15 protein-coding genes and 1 pseudogene are annotated in these 17592 nt (G+C 42.7%); 13 read left to right on the forward strand and 3 right to left on the reverse strand.

Going from position 1 to position 17592, the window contains the following annotated elements:
* Positions 1-376: 376 nt before the first annotated feature.
* The 10 genes and pseudogenes from PWYN_RS19960 (at position 377) to PWYN_RS20005 (ending at position 9519) form a co-directional block, all read left to right on the forward strand.
* Positions 377-2191 (forward strand): serine hydrolase domain-containing protein, encoded by a 1815-nt coding sequence (locus PWYN_RS19960; protein ID WP_052088198.1) that lies wholly within the window; start codon positions 377-379, stop codon positions 2189-2191.
* Between the two features lie 603 nt (positions 2192-2794).
* Entirely contained in the window at positions 2795-3211 is a 417-nt protein-coding gene (locus tag PWYN_RS19970) for a hypothetical protein (RefSeq protein WP_036655515.1), read from the forward strand.
* Positions 3212-3430: 219 nt separating this feature from the next.
* Positions 3431-3955, forward strand: coding sequence for a GNAT family N-acetyltransferase (locus PWYN_RS19975; protein WP_240479797.1), 525 nt, complete (start codon positions 3431-3433; stop codon positions 3953-3955).
* A 231-nt stretch (positions 3956-4186) separates the two neighbouring features.
* Positions 4187-4699, forward strand: coding sequence for a GNAT family N-acetyltransferase (locus tag PWYN_RS19980; RefSeq protein WP_036655518.1), 513 nt, complete (start codon positions 4187-4189; stop codon positions 4697-4699).
* A 116-nt stretch (positions 4700-4815) separates the two neighbouring features.
* Positions 4816-5274 (forward strand): HIT family protein, encoded by a 459-nt coding sequence (locus PWYN_RS19985; RefSeq protein WP_052088200.1) that lies wholly within the window; start codon positions 4816-4818, stop codon positions 5272-5274.
* Between the two features lie 72 nt (positions 5275-5346).
* On the forward strand, positions 5347-5808 hold the full coding sequence (locus PWYN_RS19990) for a GNAT family N-acetyltransferase (protein WP_036655519.1): 462 nt from the start codon (positions 5347-5349) through the stop codon (positions 5806-5808).
* A gap of 47 nt (positions 5809-5855) precedes the next feature.
* On the forward strand, positions 5856-6452 hold the full coding sequence (locus PWYN_RS19995; RefSeq protein ID WP_052088202.1) for a YdcF family protein: 597 nt from the start codon (positions 5856-5858) through the stop codon (positions 6450-6452).
* Between the two features lie 532 nt (positions 6453-6984).
* Positions 6985-7749: an SDR family oxidoreductase gene (locus tag PWYN_RS20000; protein WP_036655522.1), complete on the forward strand. Its 765-nt coding sequence runs from the start codon at positions 6985-6987 to the stop codon at positions 7747-7749.
* Positions 7750-7885: 136 nt separating this feature from the next.
* Positions 7886-8130: pseudogene (locus tag PWYN_RS30085) on the forward strand (aldo/keto reductase); the annotation flags it as partial.
* A 282-nt stretch (positions 8131-8412) separates the two neighbouring features.
* Entirely contained in the window at positions 8413-9519 is a 1107-nt protein-coding gene (locus PWYN_RS20005; RefSeq protein ID WP_036655523.1) for a PQQ-dependent sugar dehydrogenase, read from the forward strand.
* 116 nt (positions 9520-9635) lie between these two features.
* Here the strand turns inward: PWYN_RS20005 and PWYN_RS20010 are convergent, their stop codons facing one another.
* The 3 genes from PWYN_RS20010 to PWYN_RS20020 all read right to left on the reverse strand — a co-directional run bounded on the left by PWYN_RS20010 (position 9636) and on the right by PWYN_RS20020 (position 14078).
* On the reverse strand, positions 9636-10811 hold the full coding sequence (locus PWYN_RS20010) for a serine hydrolase domain-containing protein (RefSeq protein WP_036655526.1): 1176 nt from the start codon (positions 10809-10811) through the stop codon (positions 9636-9638).
* Between the two features lie 338 nt (positions 10812-11149).
* Positions 11150-13435: an MMPL family transporter gene (locus PWYN_RS20015; RefSeq protein WP_036655528.1), complete on the reverse strand. Its 2286-nt coding sequence runs from the start codon at positions 13433-13435 to the stop codon at positions 11150-11152.
* Between the two features lie 28 nt (positions 13436-13463).
* Positions 13464-14078 (reverse strand): TetR/AcrR family transcriptional regulator, encoded by a 615-nt coding sequence (locus PWYN_RS20020; RefSeq protein ID WP_036655530.1) that lies wholly within the window; start codon positions 14076-14078, stop codon positions 13464-13466.
* Between the two features lie 362 nt (positions 14079-14440).
* Between PWYN_RS20020 and PWYN_RS20025 the strand changes: the two genes are divergently transcribed.
* The 3 genes from PWYN_RS20025 to PWYN_RS20035 are packed head-to-tail and all read left to right on the forward strand — an operon-like array spanning position 14441 to position 17458.
* Entirely contained in the window at positions 14441-15598 is a 1158-nt protein-coding gene (locus tag PWYN_RS20025; protein WP_036655531.1) for a type III polyketide synthase, read from the forward strand.
* A complete protein-coding gene (locus PWYN_RS20030) occupies positions 15585-16304 on the forward strand; it encodes an SAM-dependent methyltransferase (protein ID WP_036655533.1) in 720 nt (239 codons plus the stop codon). The genes PWYN_RS20025 and PWYN_RS20030 overlap by 14 nt, the downstream gene beginning before the upstream one ends.
* A 2-nt stretch (positions 16305-16306) precedes the next feature.
* On the forward strand, positions 16307-17458 hold the full coding sequence (locus tag PWYN_RS20035) for an NAD(P)/FAD-dependent oxidoreductase (protein WP_036655535.1): 1152 nt from the start codon (positions 16307-16309) through the stop codon (positions 17456-17458).
* Positions 17459-17592 lie beyond the last annotated feature (134 nt).

Genomic DNA, 17592 nt, shown 5'->3' on the forward strand with positions numbered 1-17592 from the left:
ACAACAACGTATAAACCAACTACGCATTCCCGCAGCGGGCCTTAAGGCCTTTGGTCTCCGGAAGTATTTTCGGGGAAGCTGATTCAGCGACACACCCACACCACCTAAGCGCGGTCGCACCCAGTCGAGAGCCAGTGGATCTTGGGTCTGTGCTACCTTTAAGGTGATGGGATGTCGGGAATGCAACAACGTTAGTTAAAATCAATGTAAGTCAAAAAAAGAGAGTTGTTTTCATGGACTATACACATGAAGAATGGAATAAACGAGTAAAGAGTAGATCTGATCTAAATGGATATTTATATCATTTAACTAAAGCAGAGGTAGATAAAAAATGGAAAAATTACATTAAACGTGATAGATAGAAGGAGAGTAGCTGATGCAGAAAAATCGTCAGAAAGATCGTAGTTATCACACTGTAAACAAAGTAATAGCTTGTTTTCTGTCATTCATATTTATCATTATGGCAATAACAATACCTGCCCACGCTGAAGAAGAACAGGTAGAGTCTACACCATCTAGGATTCCTTTATCCAAGTTAGAGGAAACGATTGATTCTTATGTTGCCTCGTATGAGAAGTATACCGCTGCCGTTTCTGTTGTGGCTATTAAAGATGGTGAAACCATTGTGAATAAGGCATATGGTTTGGCGGATATTGAGAATCAGCGTAAAGCAGATACATCTACGGTTTTTGAATGGGCTTCAATCTCTAAACTGTTGGTCTATACTAGTGTGATGCAGCTTGTTGAACAAGGAAAGCTTGATTTGGAGACGGATATCAAAGAATATCTACCAGAGGGATTTTTTAAAAAGCTGAAATACGATGAATCGATTACCCTAATGAACCTGATGCATCATAATGCGGGTTGGGAAGATCAAACAGTAGCCGAAGTGTATTATTACTCCGAGAAAGAAACTTTAGAATTAGGAGAAACTTTGCGTAAAAATGAGCCGAAACAGATATATAAACCGGATAGCATAGTGGCTTATTCAAACTATGGCGTTGGTCTAGCCGCTTACATCGTGGAATTGCAAAGTGGTCAACCTTTTTATGAATATGTCAATCAACATATATTTAAACCGCTTAATATCAAAGACACTTCGATTCATCCAACGGGGCAAGATCATCCAGACGTAGTTCGAAGAAGGAATGAGATTGAAGGGTATACTAAAGGTTTAAAACTAATCCCTCAGAACAGAGTATACATAACCTTTTATCCTGCAGGGGCAGCCATTGGGACAGCAGAAGATTTAGCGAAATTCCTTGCAGCGTTGATGCCTGTTGATGATAGCAATTTATTATTATTTACTAATAGAGATACGTTAAACGAAATGTTGTCAACAAGTCTATATTATGATGGGACTTCTATTCCACGATTTGCGCATGGGTTCGTTGAGATGGAATACTGGGTACCTACACTGATGCACGAGGGGAATTTAAAAGGATTTTCAAGTAAAATTGTCTTTGATCCAGAATCTAAATTTGGGATGGTGGTAATGACAAACCAGTCTTCTGAAGAAATATATTATTATGGACTAATTAGTAAAATTTTTGGTAGTAATATGTATATTAATTCAGTTACTTCTGAGCGGGGAGGATATTTTCAATCTACCAGACGGGCAACCTCTAGATTTACTAATTTATTTAGTGCTCTTGATATAACGAAATATACAAATGCTGAGTTAAGCAATTTATATAATGTTGTCGAGCATAATGGTGTTATTGAGAAAATTTCCGTCACTCCTTACATTGATTTCTTGCCTGTATCGAGTTTAAAGGTAAACTTGATTAAGATATCTCTTATTCCTGTTGCGTTATCCATAATTTTCAGTTTTAGTGCTTTGATCGGCTATTTAATCCAGATGCTTCTTTACAAACTAAATAAACGAGGAAATCCTCCAATAGATTTTGATAAATATCATCTTGCCATTAATTTTGTAGGTGTGGTTCTTCTTCTTAATCTTTTAATCATCTTCATGAGACTTCCAAGTTATCCCTCTTATTCTTCGTTACGCATCAATTTAATGTTTAACCTACTTTATGTGGTTCTAGCAGTGGCGTATCTTGGCTTGCTTATTTACAAACTGTGGAAGAGAAGTTACAGCAAAAAGCAAAAGGTTATGTACATCATGTCTGGAATCTCGGCTTTCATATTTGCTGCTTTTATTGTGGGGTGGGATTTGTATGTTTAGAGTGTTGTAGATATGTCCTAAGCTATACATATTAATGAGCTGGTGAGGTGCTTTGATAGTCACCGGCACTTGTTTGAGTGAGAAAAGGGTAGTTGTGAAATTCGAGATAAGGGAGAGTATTTCTCCACCGAAGTATAGGGCTTCAAGATGGAGCAATCATCTAGGGCTTTTTTGTATATCAATATCCATATATGTGAGTGGCTGTTATACTAAAAGGAAGAAATTTACGGAAAATTCACTTTGCTGTTTTTGTAAAAAAAAGAGCTCGGTATCTGTCTGGAGAGGTGCGGCGTTAAAGAGCGAGACATATCATAAGTGGAACGTTTTTACACCTATACTCTCGAATCTGCGCATACAAGTAACGGATGATCAAATTTTAAATGTCATTTCAGAGAAGGCAAGTGCATCACCTAACATCGCATTCGCGCTGCAGGAGCTGACGCTCCCTTGGTCCGCCTGTGGAATTTCGGGGAAGTGGAAACAAGCGGACACTCCTGCACTGGCTAAGTGGCGGAGCCACCCGGCCTAGCTGCCTTAAGCCAGTGAGGCGTCGTGAATGCACTAACGTTAGGTGAAATTAATGCAAAGAATTAAGGAGAAAACATGAAAAGATATAAAATACAAAATTACTTTTCAATCAATTCTTATTTGGAGTTATTCAATGACATTATTTATGGTATGACGAAAGTTGGTGACCAGATAATATATAGTTTTGATGAATATATACCTTCGCAATATATACAGGATTTACTAAAATACAATGAACATTACCCAATATATTCAGACAAGTATAATAATTTATGGAAAGTAGTAAATATTAGAGAAGACTTGAAGGACATATGTCTGCAAGACTTTTTAGTAGAATTTAGAATAATAGGGGATATGAATATCAATGAATGGAAGTATAAGATTCATGTAGTTGAAGAGATAGATAATACAAATCTAGAAATTGTGGCTAATAACAGCTATGAACTACAAGTAGAAGCAATTGAAGAAATATTAAGAAGATATGATGCATGATAAATCAATGATGGCATTAACTTCACCTAACATCGCATTCAACGCTGCGGATCGGCAAGCAGATCCTTGGTCTGCCCGAAGCATTTCGTGGAAGTGAATCAGGCAGACACATCCCACCACCTAACTGGAGCATGCGGCAGCCGGTTCCTGGCGAAACCTTAAGGCGCTAGGACGTCGTGAACACAAGAACGTTATGTGAAATCGACAGAAAGAGGTTTAATGATGACAGACAAAATAACCTTAAATCAACTTTCAAGCCATGAAGAAGTTTACTTGCTAGATAAAGAATTTTCTAATAAGTATCCATGGTATACCTCAAATGACTATTTTATAAATTGCCTTAAAGAAAATCTGGAGGATAAGAGAATTACTTTGATTGCATTTTATGAGGGGGTACTAGCTGGTTGTTGTCACCTATTGCACAATTCTAATTATCCTTTTTTTGAAAGCGAAAACATACCTGAAATAAATGATTTGAATGTTTTTCCGGAATTCAGAAGAAAGAAAATTGCTAGTAAAATTTTTGATGAATTAGAAAGAATAGCATCAAAAAACTCAAAAATGATTGGATTAGGAGTAGGGCTTTATAAAGATTATGGAAATGCTCAAATAATGTATAACAAACGTGGATATATCATGGACGGTAAAGGAATTACATACAAAAACATTCAAGTGTTACCTGGAAAATCAGTAATGGTTGATGATGATTTATTAATGTATTTGGTAAAAAAATTGGATGAATGAAATTTGAAAGTGATTAGAAGTAGTGTTGACATCATCTAACAACGTATTCACGCTACGGGCCTGACGCCCCTTGATCCGCCGAAGATTTTGACAGGGAAGCGGAATTAGGCGAATACCCTGCAAATCTAACCGCGTCGTGTCCGGCTCTGGCAGAGCCTTAAGGTTCTCGAGTTCGTGAATTCAAGAACGTTAGAGGAAACCGCCTATTAAAACTATATGAAGGTGAATTCAATGAAGATAATGTTGAAAGAACTAAGAAAAAGTGAAGATACCCAAATATTTGAAATGATTAGAGAAATTGGTCCGGGTGAGAATGGATTCGTTAATAGCTTGAAAGTAGACAATGAAGATGCATTCAATACAAAATTAATTAGAAACTATGAGTACTCTCAAGGTCTTAACTTACTTCCCTGTCATGTACCTCAAACCCTATATTGGCTATATATAAATGAAAGACCAGTTGGGTATGGGAAGTTGCGGCATTTCTTAAATGATTCATTACTTGAACATGGGGGACACATTGGTTATGTTATTAGACCCTCAGAACGTAATAAAGGTTATGGGAAGATCTTACTAAGAGAACTCATCAAGGAAGCAATATATAAAAAGATAGATCAAGTATTATTAACTTGTGATGAACGCAATTATCCATCCCGTAAAATTATTGAATACAATTATGGACAATTAGAAGAAATTAAGGATGGCACATGCAAATATTGGATAAAGACCCTAAGGACAATTTAATGGTATATCGAGGAAGAGGTAGCTTCATAAATAACAGATTCACGCTGCGAAGCCTGATGCTTGGTCCCCTAAATTAAAAAGCCTCATAAAAACTAAAACTTAATAGAGGTGTATTCATGAATGATTGTGTGTATTGTAATATAGTTTCTAAATTCGATCATGAAATTGTATTAAGTAATGAGTATTGTATCTATACTCTATTAAAACAACAAGAAATAGAAGGGGCTGGAATCATTGTACCAAGGGAGCATCGAGAAACATTATATGATTTAAGTCAAAAAGAATGGAATGCAACCTATCAACTATTACATGAAGTAAAACAGTATATTGATAATAAATATAAACCTGATGGATATAATGTGGGTTGGAACTGTGGGTACGTAGGGGGACAACATATATTTCATTCACATTTGCATATAATTCCTAGATATTCTGATGAACTATATGCAGGTAAAGGTTTAAGATATTTATTCAAGAGTAAAGAAAATAGGAAGGGTAGAAACAATCGAAAAAGCGGATCAGCAGATAATCCTGCACTGGCTAAGTCCGTTGGACCCGGGGCTGGTGACCTTTAAGCCAGTGGAGCGTCGTGACACGGAACGATATCGGAAAGCCTTAAAAAAAACATACCAAAGGAAAAATAAGAGATGATTATTTCAAGAGCCGAAAAAACAGATTTAAAAGAAATCCTTGATCTTCAATATAGTTCCTATAGAAGTGAGGCTGTGCTTTATAATGATTTTACTATTCAGCCGCTGAAACAGACCATTGAAGAATTAAGACAAGAATTTGATAATTCCATAATATTAAAAGCTCAAATTAATGGTAGAATAGTTGGCTCCGTTAGGGCTATATCAAAAGAAAATCTCACATGTAATATAGGTAAACTTATTGTTCATCCCGATTTCCAAAATCGTGGTATAGGCAGAAAACTTATGAAAAGTATTGAAGACATATTTAGCCACACCAAAAGATTTGAGTTGTTTACAGGACATAGAAGCAAGAAGAATCTTAATTTATATTGGAAGTTGGGTTATACGCAGCATAAATCGGAAGAAGTTAACCAAAATCTTACACTGATATTTTTGAATAAGATTATAGAGAGTTAATTCAAAGAAGAGGCTCGTTGCCTGATGTGTAGAAAGGAGAGGTATTTTTGTATCTTTCAGACCTTGATGAAGGATTAATTACAAGAGAATTAATACAGAAAATTTTGTTTGAAGATATAAAAGATGATCTTAAAACAAGTGATTGTATTTTTGTACCCGGTAGTACTAGAACAAGTAATAAATATAGAACACCAGCATCGGTAGAACTTTATAAACAAGGGCGTTCAAACAAAATTCTTTTTTCAGGTGGAGATAATGGGGAATACATCGAAGCAATTTCGATGAAAGAGTTTGCTGTGGGGAAAGGCGTGCCAGAAGATGCAATTCTAACAGAAACATTCTCAACTAATACTAAAGAAAATGTTATAGAATCTATAAAAGTACTAGATGAACATATTGGTTTAAAGAATATAAAGCGAATTTTGATATGTACAGCTTTTTATCATATCCGTAGATGCCATTTAACGTTTCAACAATATGCGCCAACATGGATCGAATATAGTTTCTCTCCTGTCTTAGATAAAACAACAAGGCCAGATAACTGGTGGAATTATGAGAACGGAACAAGGCGTGTATATAAAGAAATAAATGGATTAATTCGATATGCAAAGAAAGGAGATATCATGGATTATTTAATACAATAATTTTACAATTAAAAAGTTTTAAACCATAAAAACAATTACCAAGTCAGTGAAGTCATGAAAAGACCAGGCCTAGATCTGACATAGCAATGAGAAAAGAAAGGATGATCTTCACACTGGTGAATATCATCCTTTTTGTTGATCGACAAAGGGCTGAATCTTTCTTTTAAGCTGAAGAACTTGATGCCAAGATTTAAAATAAAGCCGAGAATCGGCGCCCATATTATTCTTTATCCTGCTGACAAGTTACTTCGATTTCTTCTTAGCTGCGGATCTGCCTTGCTTCTTAGGATCATCTGATGGTGGTGCTGCATGCTGTGAGCCGTTAGGCTTAATCGGTTTGGTCATGATTGTAATGCTCCTTCCCTGAGATTGGTATTAGTTATATGCAAATACTACAGCTTTATCCAAAAGCTCCGTTGACCATGCCATAAAGGCAACCTTCGGCGGTATTGGAGGGGGAATGAAAGAGCAACATTTCAAACATCTCCTTGTGATATAACTAATCATGAAATCCAAACAAGGAGATGAAGACATGAATAAGTTGAACGGTAAAATTGCGTTAGTAACCGGTGCAAGCCGCGGGATTGGTCGCGGGATTGCGTTACGCCTAGCACGGGAGGGCGCAGTCGTCGCAGTACACTATGGGAGAAGACAAAATGAAGCAGAGGAAGTGGTTCAAAAGATTGAGCAGAGTGGAGGCTCCGCCTTCACGATCGGTGCTGACTTATGTACCCTTAACGGCATTCATGATTTATTTGCAAAACTGGATGAAGTCCTTCGGAAACGTACAGGAGATAATCGCTTTGATATTCTTGTGAATAACGCTGGAATCGGTCAAATCGCAACTATAGAAGAGACGACGGAAGAATCTTTTGACGAAGTCATGAACATTAACGTCAAAGCACCTCTTTTTGTTACTCAGCAAGCTTTACTGCGTCTAAATGATGGAGGCCGTATTATCAATATTTCATCATTTGTTACACGTGTAGCCTCTCCTAGTGTTTTCACCTACAGCGTGTCCAAAGGTGCAATCGACACATTTACCCGCGTTTTAGCTCAGCAACTTGGGCAACGTAATATTACTGTGAACGCTATCCAGCCTGGTATTATTAATACTGAAATGAATGCTGGAACCTTGCAAGATCCCAGAGGACAGAAGTTTGCTGCGGGTCTATCAACCTTCAAAAGATGGGGGGAGCCTGAAGATGTGGCAGATATAGCCGCCTTTCTTGCCTCTGTCGATAGTCGTTGGATAACTGGTCAATTGATTGATGCAAGTGGCGGATCTCATTTGTAACTCATAAATAACTCTTAATCAATGAAAAGACGGATCACTGTAGCTCAGTGGTCCGTCTTTCTCATTAAGGATAATGAAATGGCGTATTATGCAACTATATTGGCGCCCTGTGCTATTTACGATGAGATCTTGAGTAGCTGTAAACCAGATTGAAACTCATTCATTTAATCAGCAAATTGAAAGCCAGATCCTGATGAACGAGAATCAAGTTCAGATTCAATCCTGGGCCCCTTTTGCAGAAGGTAAAAATAACATGTTCCAGAATGAGATCATAGTAGCGATTGCTGAAAGCATAATAAGTCTGTTGCTCAAGTCGTGTTGCGCTGGCTGACGCAAAGAAATGTCGTTGTTATTCCTAAATCTGTCCGCAAGGAAAGAATTGAATAAGCCATAGGTGGTTCAATCTTTGAATTAGTAGGAAAGATTCCTTCTAAATAAATTACATCAACAGATTATACTTCATGATTCTATCGAATTAGATTTTATTAATAAGACTTCAAAAATCCCGCTTGCAAGTACTACAGTCGTCAGTGGTTTTTAACCGAAACTATAAAAGCCTGTAACATAACGATTAATCTGGATGGTGTTCCTGAGGTTTGTAACCAGAAGAAAGGGGTATTGTTAGGAGAAGGTAAGAGAGTACGGAGTGAAGGGGGACTCTAAATGAAACAAGTTTGTGCCATCCTCATGATTGGACTAATTGTTATCACGGGGTGTACTGAAGACAACCGGGCCAATTCAACAGAACCACAGCAAACTTCACCAGTACACGATGAACCCGCAGTATCCAAAGCAACACAAGCGCCGAAAACAACACAAGCGGTAATTACAGAAAATCTTGAGGTTCCATGGTCAATCGAGAAACTGGGAGATACATTCTATGTAACGGAAAGGCCGGGAACCATCGTGACAATCGAAAATGGATCCGTTGTACGGCACAGTTTAGAGCTCGAGAAACAACTTGCGGGTGCTTCAGAGGCTGGATTATTAGGGTTTGTGCTCGCACCTGACTTTTCGGAGACACACTTGGCTTATGCGTATTATACGTATGAAGAGGAGTCCGGACAATATAACCGGATGGTAACGCTCCGAATGGAGGAACAAGCTTGGAAGGAGGAGCGTTTACTTTTGGATCGGATTCCAAGCGGCTCCGTGCACCATGGGGGAAGACTTGAGATTGGACCGGATAGAAAGTTATATGCTACCGTCGGTGACGCCTCTGAATCCGAAATCGCGCAAAACCCAAATACACTGGGCGGGAAAATCTTACGTATGAATCTTGATGGATCCATTCCAAGCGATAATCCATTTCCAAATTCTTATGTGTACAGTTATGGACATCGTAATCCTCAAGGAATGACTTGGCTGCCTGATGGGACGATGTACGCAAGCGAGCATGGTAACAATGCCAACGATGAAGTCAACCAAATCAAGGCTGGCAGTAATTATGGCTGGCCGGTGATTCAAGGTGATGAGAAACAAGAGGGTATGATTACACCGATATTTACTTCTGGTGATGGAGCAACTTGGGCACCGTCCGGTATGGATCACAACAACGGCAAATTATTTGTTGCGACTTTAAGGGGAGAGGCTATTCTCGAGTTTGATCTTCAAACTGGCAAAAGCCGTGAGGTAGTTACGGGTCTTGGAAGAGTCCGGGATGTCCTTATAGAGGATAATATTCTATATTTCATCAGCAATAATTCGGACGGGCGTGGTACACCTCAGGAGAATGATGACAAGCTGTATCGAATTACGCTTCCGGAATGATAAGTAGCTGTGACTTTCGCACTTACAACAAAGAATCCGCAACTAGTGCGGATTCTTTGTTGTTTTCTGCGTTTAAAATGCAGAAGACATGATTAGAATGGTTATTGGCATACTCCTTACAAAGTGCTGAACACGATATTGCGCAGTTTGCGCGTAATGGACATCGTGCCGGCATCTTTTTTCTGAATCATAAATAGGATAGTCAAGCCATCTTGAGGACTATTGCTGAAGTATGCACCAAGCCATCCATCCCAGCCGTATTCGCCTTGTCCGCCGATTATTCCGGCTTTACCTGTGTCGGTCATGATGCGCATCTGGTTGCCGTAACTATGGCCGCGCAATGTATGCCACGTATCGAAGCCTTCTTGCTGCCAATTGGTTAAAGCAGCCGATGTCATATATTGAACTGTTCTAGGTTTTAACAGACTTACGCCGTTTAAGCTGCCTTGATTCATCAGCATCGTCGTGAATTTAGCGGCATCATCAATCGTCGATGCAAGGCCCGCCCCGCCAGACTCATATTTTGGTTCCCGATCCATCTGACAGCCGATGCCAAGATGGCTTTCTTCGTATAGCTTTAAGCCGCCTACGCCGTCATCCTGATAGATTTTGGCAAGGCGGTTTCTTTTTTCTTCAGGCAGCCAGAAACCGGTATCTTTCATTTGTAACGGCGCGAATATTTCCTTCTCCAAAAATTCGCCATATCGCTTGCCGCTAACCGCTTCCACAATCGCACCAAGGACATCTGCCGACGTTCCATATTGCCAGTACGATCCCGGCTCGAACGAAAGAGGCCCTTCCCCCAAGCGGTTTGCGAATTCCAATGTACTCATAGAATTTTTACCGTACAATCGGCTGCCCATTTCTTGAAACAATGCTTCCGTATGCTGCCCGGCTTTGTCGGTCCCGCCGTATACCAATCCCGATGTCATGTTCAGCAAATCATGAATGTTGACTTCCCGGCTGACAGGCATCAGCTCACCGTTTTTCTCGACCAGTTGATTTTTGAAACCTGGAATGTAGCCGCTTACAGGATCGAACAAATCGATATCTCCACGCTCCAACAACATCATGACGGAAGTGGCGGTAATCGGCTTAGTCATTGAATATAAACGGAAAATCGAATCCCTTGCAATAGGGCGTCCCGATTCCATGTCGGCCAAGCCGTCTTGATGGTAAAATTCCTCCTTACCATCCTTGATCACCATGAAATTCGCACCGGCGATTTCCTTGTTGTCGATACTTTCTTGCAGTGTTTTTTTCAATTGGTTGGTTATGTTTGGCTCTAGCATGTCTGTTGTGACCTCTTCTCTAAATAATCTGCTATAGATCTGTTTTCATTAAATTATAGACTTCTTTCGCGGTTCCAGCATACTGCAAGATTACATCATCTTTTATATCATTATTTTTGCCGTTCTCTTTGTCAATCTCACTTTGAAAATCCTTTTATACAATGATCAAGAAACCGTGCTGGATGGAACATTAGTCAATGATGGTGCGCCATCGGAGATGTTATCAATTGAAGTATTCTCACGTTTATTAACTTAAACAAGAGAGCCCGGAGACAGATTATATCCTTAGGCTCTCTTGTTTTCGGTTTTGGGCGAACGGCATTTATGTTGACTTTTTCTTAATGCCTCTCAGCTTTTTCAGACAAGAGTTTGGCGATCAGCTTGTCACCCTCGACATCGAGGTTCGGAAGCAGACGATCTAGCCATTTCGGAAGCCACCAGACTTTGTCGCCAAAGACAGCCATGACGGCTGGAACGAGCGTCATACGAATGATGAATGCATCGATAAGAATACCGAATGCCAACGCGAAGCCGATCTGTTTAATCATTGCGTCAGGTGCAAAAATAAAACCGGCGAAGACGGAAACCATAATTACTCCTGCGGCAAGTACGACGCGGCTGGCGAGATCATAGCCATGAACGATACTATCGTTACCGCGTCGTCCGTGAACGTAAGCCTCACGCATGGAGCTCACCAGGAACACCTGGTAATCCATCGCCAATCCGTACAAAATACCGGTGACCAGAATCGGCATAAAGCTTAGCAGTGGGCCTCCTGTGTCAAATCCGAACAGGGAATGCATCCATCCCCACTGGTAAACCGCCGTTGTCAGACCGAAGGTGGCAAGGATACTGAGAATAAAACCAACAGTTGCTTTGATCGGAACGATGACCGACCGGAATACAAGCAGTAGGATGATCAGCGACAGGACTACGATAATGCCAATATAGATAGGGAATGCATCGGAAAGCTTGGATGACATATCGATGTTAATGGCAGTGAAGCCGGTCACACCAATCGTTACATCACTACCTGTTGCAAGGCTGGAAGCGGGATCGCGCAGATCCTGCACCAAATCTCTTGTCTCTGTATCTGTCGGTCCGGTTTTAGGAATTAGACTGATAATAGCGATATCTCCTGTTTCGTTGACACCCATCGGGGATACCAACGTAACGTTATCGTGCATTTGCAGCTCTTGAACCAGATTGCCGATTGTTTCCATTGAAATTTTATCGGACGTATTATTCGGCTGAGCTACCAGCAGCAGAGGTCCGTTGAATCCTTCGCCGAAACCTTCGGAGATAATGTCATAGCTTTGGCGTGCCGGAGTGTTCAGGTTCGCCGAGGCACCGGACGGTATGCCCAGGTCCATTTTGGTTACCGGAATAGCTACCGTTCCAAGTACCAGAACGACCAGAACAATGATGATCCAGCGGTATTTCACTGTGACATTAGCCCAGCGATGTGAGAAACCATGACGCCCTTTGTTACCGGCAACTGTGCTTTTGGAGCGGGCTTTGGCTGTGCAGATCTTTTCACCAACAAGACCGAGCATTGCAGGCAGCAGCGTCAGCGACAGCAGGACGGTAACCAGAACGCTGACAGCGGCAACAATAGCCATGGTCGACAAGAATCCGATACCGATAACCAACATACCACAGAGGGCGATAATGACGGTCAGTCCTGCGAATAATACGGCGCTGCCGGCAGTGCCGATTGCCCGGCTCGCTGCTTCACGGGCGCTTAATTTCTCATCGAGAATCAAACGGCGCTGCCGGTTTACGATAAAGAGCGAATAGTCGATTCCGACAGCCAGACCGATCATGACAGCGAGAATCGGTGTAATATCATTCATCTGAATAATATTAGAGAAGGCAAAAGCACCCCCAACACTGATCGCAACACCGAGAAGTGCGGTAATCAGAGGCAGCCCTGCAGCAACAACTGAGCCAAGCGTAATAAAGAGTACAACCGCAGCGATAGCAACCCCTATGGCTTCAGTCGATCCGATAGAAGGGGTGCTCTTTAGCGAATCACTCGGTATGGCTGTAATGCCTGATCCTGCCTGTTCGACTTCGGTTACTGCGTTGATGACATTATCGGGTACGGAAGCGGGCAAAGACGTCTGCTGAACGGTGAACTGGAACTGGAACAGGGCAATATTCCCGTCTGCGGAAAGCATCACGCCGGGAACCGGAACACCGTCAGTCATCAGCGCTCCGTAAGGGACTGCTGATGCGGCTTGAGCCGCAGCGTCTGTCTGTCCTGCAGCCGCAGCAGCAGCTGCGGCCAGATCAGCAGGATTAATAATGTACTCCATACTGTAGACATCATTTATAGCCTTTAGGAGCAATGTGGTACGCTCCGGCGTGTCGAGACGTTCTCCGTCAGGGGCGGTAAAGGCGACGCTTGCCTGGCCGCCGGCAGCGGCGGGAAGTTCCTCAGCTAGCATATCCAGCACTTTTTGCGACTCTGTGCCTTTAATTTTCATTTCGGAGCTGGACTGGATGCCGTTGATACCGAGCAGGGTTCCAACTACACCAAGAATAACAACCCAGGCCATGATGAAATACCATGGCTTGGAATAAGCCGATTTACCCAAGCGATATAGAAATATTGACATGTAATGGTTTCTCCTTTTTCTCTCTGGTTTAGAAGCCGTTGCGTAAATAAGCAAACATAGAATTTAAATATTGATCAAATGGCACAGCATCGGAGTCTTCTTGTACTTCGCCCGGCAGGAGGACATTTAACCGTCCATCCAAAATGGGTACGAAAGCTCCGTAGACAGCACCTGCAAGCAGATGAGTATAACCGTCTGTATAACGTCCATGTGAGAACTGTTGGAGCACTTCCTGCGCAGCAATCTGCAGTCGGCGAAAAACACTGAGGAGATAAGGCTCCAGCGACGGATACTGATTTGCGAGCGATACGAACTGCCGTAATTTACGCAAAAACTCAGAGGTGAACTGCAGCTTTAACAAGTTGTACAAGGCATCCAGCGGTGTTGCGTCCGCAGGCAAATCCTCCAACAGCATGTTCCCATCCTCTTTTGAAGCATTGCCGATAAAATACTCAGCTACCGCTTCCTCTTTGCAAGAGAAATAGTTAGCAAAGGTTCGCCGGGAAAAGCCAGCCTTCTGAACAACGTCATCGATAATGAAGCCTTCCATTCCATGTTGAAGCGCAAGCTCAAAGGCCGCTTCGGCTATGGCGAAGCCGGTTGCTTCCTTCTTTTTGTCACGAAACGTCAGTTTGAGGTTCAAATTTCATGCGTCCTCCTTTCTTGAGTACAGAAAAGTTCTGGAATCCTTTTACTATATATAGTATTGCCCAAAGTGCAAAATTGCACAATGAGCAATTAGTAGCTAATCTGTGAACTTTCATTTTGACCGTGCCAAGAGATTTTATCCTGCACGGTTTCTTTCAATTTGTCCGTTCGAACACTGAATCAAAGTCCGTCTGATGGTGAATTATATAAACACTACTATAGTAAACTGTTAGTGAACATCGATTTCCCTAATGTTATTCCATTCGTAGATTACAACGTGAATACAGATTATAAAGGTCCCGTTAAGGGTAAACATTGTTGACCAAATCTATAAATCCATTAACGGAGGATTAAAATATGACACAACTCAACAGGAACACCGGAGCGGCAATTCTAGGAATAGGAACGTCACTGCCAATTCATTCGATTGCACAGTCAGATGTAGCTGAGCTGATCGCATCCTCGCTTCAAGACAGTCCGGATCTGGCTCGCTTCGCCAAAAGAATATTCAAATCCTGCGGAGTTGAGACCCGTTATACATGTGATGACAGTTACTTGGGTTCAGCAGAGACCTGCCGCTATTTGCCATCAGGAGACCAATCGGTTATCCCGACAACCGAGGAACGAATGAAGAAATATCAACAAGAGGCGCTTCCGCTGGGACTGCAAGCTGCCGAGAAGGCCTTGCGTAATGCCGGACAGTCTTCCGGAGATATTACCCATCTGATTACCGTCAGCTGTACAGGCCAATACTTGCCGGGACTGGATGTTATGCTTATCAGGAAATTGGGAATGTCACCGCGCGTGAATCGCCTTCCCTTAATTTTCCAAGGATGTGCGGCTGGTTTAAAGGCTATCCAAATGGCCCGGGATGTCGTTCTGGGTGCTCCCGGTTCTAAGGTACTGGTCGTCTGTGTTGAATTATGTACGCTTCATTTCCAACCTGCTAAGGAAAGAGAAGCTTTGTTTGCAGCTTCCTTTTTCGGCGATGGGGCAGCTGCTTCTGTAATCGGAGCTCCAGAATCACATAACAACCACTATCTGAGTCTGGGTTCAGGTTATTCCGTGCTTCTTCCTGATTCCACAGAGGAGATGACGTGGGAAGTGGGCAACATCGGGTATGACTTGTATTTATCTCCGCGAATTCCGAAACTGCTGGGAACTCACCTGGAAACAGAACTCGGGGTGCTGTTTGGAAACAAGAAGCTTCCTGATCTGTGGGCCATTCATCCGGGCGGACGCGGTATTGTCGACTCGGTTCAAGACGTCATGAAATTGCGAGATGAACAGACTCATTACAGCAGAGAAGTCTTAAGAACGGCTGGCAATCTTTCTTCCGTCACGATCATGTTTGTCCTGGAAGCGATGCGTCTGGACATGATAGCTCAGGAAAGTGCATCTAAGGAAGGGGTAGCAATGGCGTTCGGACCGGGCCTGACAGCCGAACTGATGCGTTTTACCTTTGTACCGGCATATTCTTCGTCCATTCAGGAGCAGAATCATGCCGTTCTTTAGAACGTTGTCGGTCCGGGCGAAGGAAGATGAGCTAATGGATGATTTTTCCATGGGTGGACAAGAACTCATTGAAGCACTGAAGCATCTGAGGCGGCTTAATCGGATATTAGCTGCTACAGGCCCAACCAAAGCTGGCGTAGAGAAATTATGGCAAGCCATCGGCCGCCCCCGGACTCTAAGTATTCTCGATGTAGGTGCAGGCTCTGGTGACGTGAATCAAAAGCTGCTGCAATGGGGTGAGCAAAAGGGAATTCAACTGGAGATTACCCTGGTCGACATAACAGAAGAAGCCTGCCAAGAGGCCAGGCATTTATTTCGCCATGAACCGAGAGTGAAGGTTATACAGGCGAATCTCCAAGAACTGGCCGATGGCTCTGCTGATATTGTGACGGGGTCGCAATTCGTTCATCATTTTGACGGTCAGCAGCTGGTGGATATGGTATCTCATATGCGGAGAGCCTCAAATTACGGCGTTGTAATTAACGATATTCACCGCCATCCGGTATCGTATGCGGCGGTCTGGGTAGTTACACGTATGATCTCACGCAACCGGTACATTCGGCATGACGGACCACTGTCGGTGGCCAAAGGCTTTAAGGGCAAGGATTGGCAGGAACTGAAGCTTAAGCTTCAATCCGAAGCAATGACATATACATGGAAACCGCTGTTCCGCTATTCAGTGGTAATCCCAAAGCAGGTGAACTGAGGATGATGAAGCAAGTGGACGCGATTGTGATCGGTGCGGGGATTGCTGGCAGCAGCACGGCACTTCAGCTTGCTCGCTTGGGTCACCATACGCTCCTCATGGACCGTCAGGAGTTCCCGCGGCATAAGACCTGCGGCGAATTCATGTCACCGGAAACGAAGGAAATGCTGGAGGTTCTGGGAGTCGATCTTACGAGTCAAAAGATTGCGCACAGTACCATGGACAGAGCACGCATCATCCTACCCCACGGAGGAGAGATTGAAGTACCTCTGCCAGGGCAGGCCATTGGTATCAGCCGTTATGAGCTAGACAGGATTCTTCACCAGAAGGCTCATTCAGCGGGAGCAGAAATTGTAACGAAAGCAACGGTAACCGGTATTCATAAGTTGGATAGTCATGTTTACGAAGTGGACTGCCGGCAAGGAGATAAGCTCGTCCGGTATCAAGCCAAGGCTGTTATAGGTGCATATGGAACGAAGAAACCCCGTGGTAAAGCGTCTGCTGTTGAGGATATTAGAGATGATACTGTATACATTGGTATAAAATCACATTACAACGGGATTAACGTACCGGAGCAGGTAGAGCTGTATTTCTGCAATGGAGGATATATCGGAATTTCTCCGATTGAAGAGGGAAAGGCAAACGTAGCAGCGTTACTAACTCTAGATTCCGTGCAAGGGAGCGGAAAGTCTGTGCTGGAAATTTTACGGGCTGCTGCTCAGACTAACAGCCGTCTCGCCGCAAGGCTCGCTGAGGGAACTCCTGTGCCAGGTTCCCAAGTGTCGATTGCACCACTTCGCTTGTCGGACGTACCGGATCCATGGTCAGAATTCCCTCATGTCGGAGATGCGATGCTCATGATCCCACCTCTGTGCGGAGATGGAATGTCGATTGCCCTGCGGTCCGCATTGTTATGTTCAGGATGGACCGATAACTATCTAAAGGGAACGCTTAACTATCATCAGTGGCAAAGCGGGTATACCGATGAAGCAAATAAAGAGTTCACTAAGCTGCTGAAGAGAGCCAGACGAATTCAGCAGCTGGCTTTCGCCAAAACCAACCGGCTGTATCCAGGACTGGCGAGAATGTTTCCTGGATTGGCGAAGTATGTGGTTAAAGCTACACGACTGTCAGAAAAGGGGCTGACCCCCTAATTAAACAAATATAAAAAGTCGCCTTCTGGTATTATCCCCTTTAAGTAGACACTCGTAAAAAGCCTAATGTTAACATTAGGTAGCGAGTGAACTTAGAGGGGATATTTTCATGTCCATTAAAGACAATATTTCAA

The organism is Paenibacillus wynnii (assembly GCF_000757885.1).
GTDB classification, from domain to species: domain Bacteria; phylum Bacillota; class Bacilli; order Paenibacillales; family Paenibacillaceae; genus Paenibacillus_AQ; species Paenibacillus_AQ wynnii.

What these genes read in the sequence shown, in the direction of transcription:
- PWYN_RS20030 (WP_036655533.1), top strand. Translation starts at nt 15,585, where the DNA reads ATGCCGTTCTTTAGAACGTTGTCGGTCCGGGCGAAGGAAGATGAGCTA.
- PWYN_RS20025 (WP_036655531.1), top strand. Translation starts at nt 14,441, where the DNA reads ATGACACAACTCAACAGGAACACCGGAGCGGCAATTCTAGGAATAGGA.
- PWYN_RS19970 (WP_036655515.1), top strand. Translation starts at nt 2,795, where the DNA reads ATGAAAAGATATAAAATACAAAATTACTTTTCAATCAATTCTTATTTG.
- PWYN_RS20000 (WP_036655522.1), top strand. Translation starts at nt 6,985, where the DNA reads ATGAATAAGTTGAACGGTAAAATTGCGTTAGTAACCGGTGCAAGCCGC.
- PWYN_RS20015 (WP_036655528.1), bottom strand. Translation starts at nt 13,435, where the DNA reads ATGTCAATATTTCTATATCGCTTGGGTAAATCGGCTTATTCCAAGCCA.
- PWYN_RS20035 (WP_036655535.1), top strand. Translation starts at nt 16,307, where the DNA reads ATGATGAAGCAAGTGGACGCGATTGTGATCGGTGCGGGGATTGCTGGC.
- PWYN_RS19960 (WP_052088198.1), top strand. Translation starts at nt 377, where the DNA reads ATGCAGAAAAATCGTCAGAAAGATCGTAGTTATCACACTGTAAACAAA.
- PWYN_RS19985 (WP_052088200.1), top strand. Translation starts at nt 4,816, where the DNA reads ATGAATGATTGTGTGTATTGTAATATAGTTTCTAAATTCGATCATGAA.
- PWYN_RS19980 (WP_036655518.1), top strand. Translation starts at nt 4,187, where the DNA reads ATGAAGATAATGTTGAAAGAACTAAGAAAAAGTGAAGATACCCAAATA.
- PWYN_RS20005 (WP_036655523.1), top strand. Translation starts at nt 8,413, where the DNA reads ATGAAACAAGTTTGTGCCATCCTCATGATTGGACTAATTGTTATCACG.
- PWYN_RS19990 (WP_036655519.1), top strand. Translation starts at nt 5,347, where the DNA reads ATGATTATTTCAAGAGCCGAAAAAACAGATTTAAAAGAAATCCTTGAT.
- PWYN_RS20010 (WP_036655526.1), bottom strand. Translation starts at nt 10,811, where the DNA reads ATGCTAGAGCCAAACATAACCAACCAATTGAAAAAAACACTGCAAGAA.
- PWYN_RS19975 (WP_240479797.1), top strand. Translation starts at nt 3,431, where the DNA reads ATGATGACAGACAAAATAACCTTAAATCAACTTTCAAGCCATGAAGAA.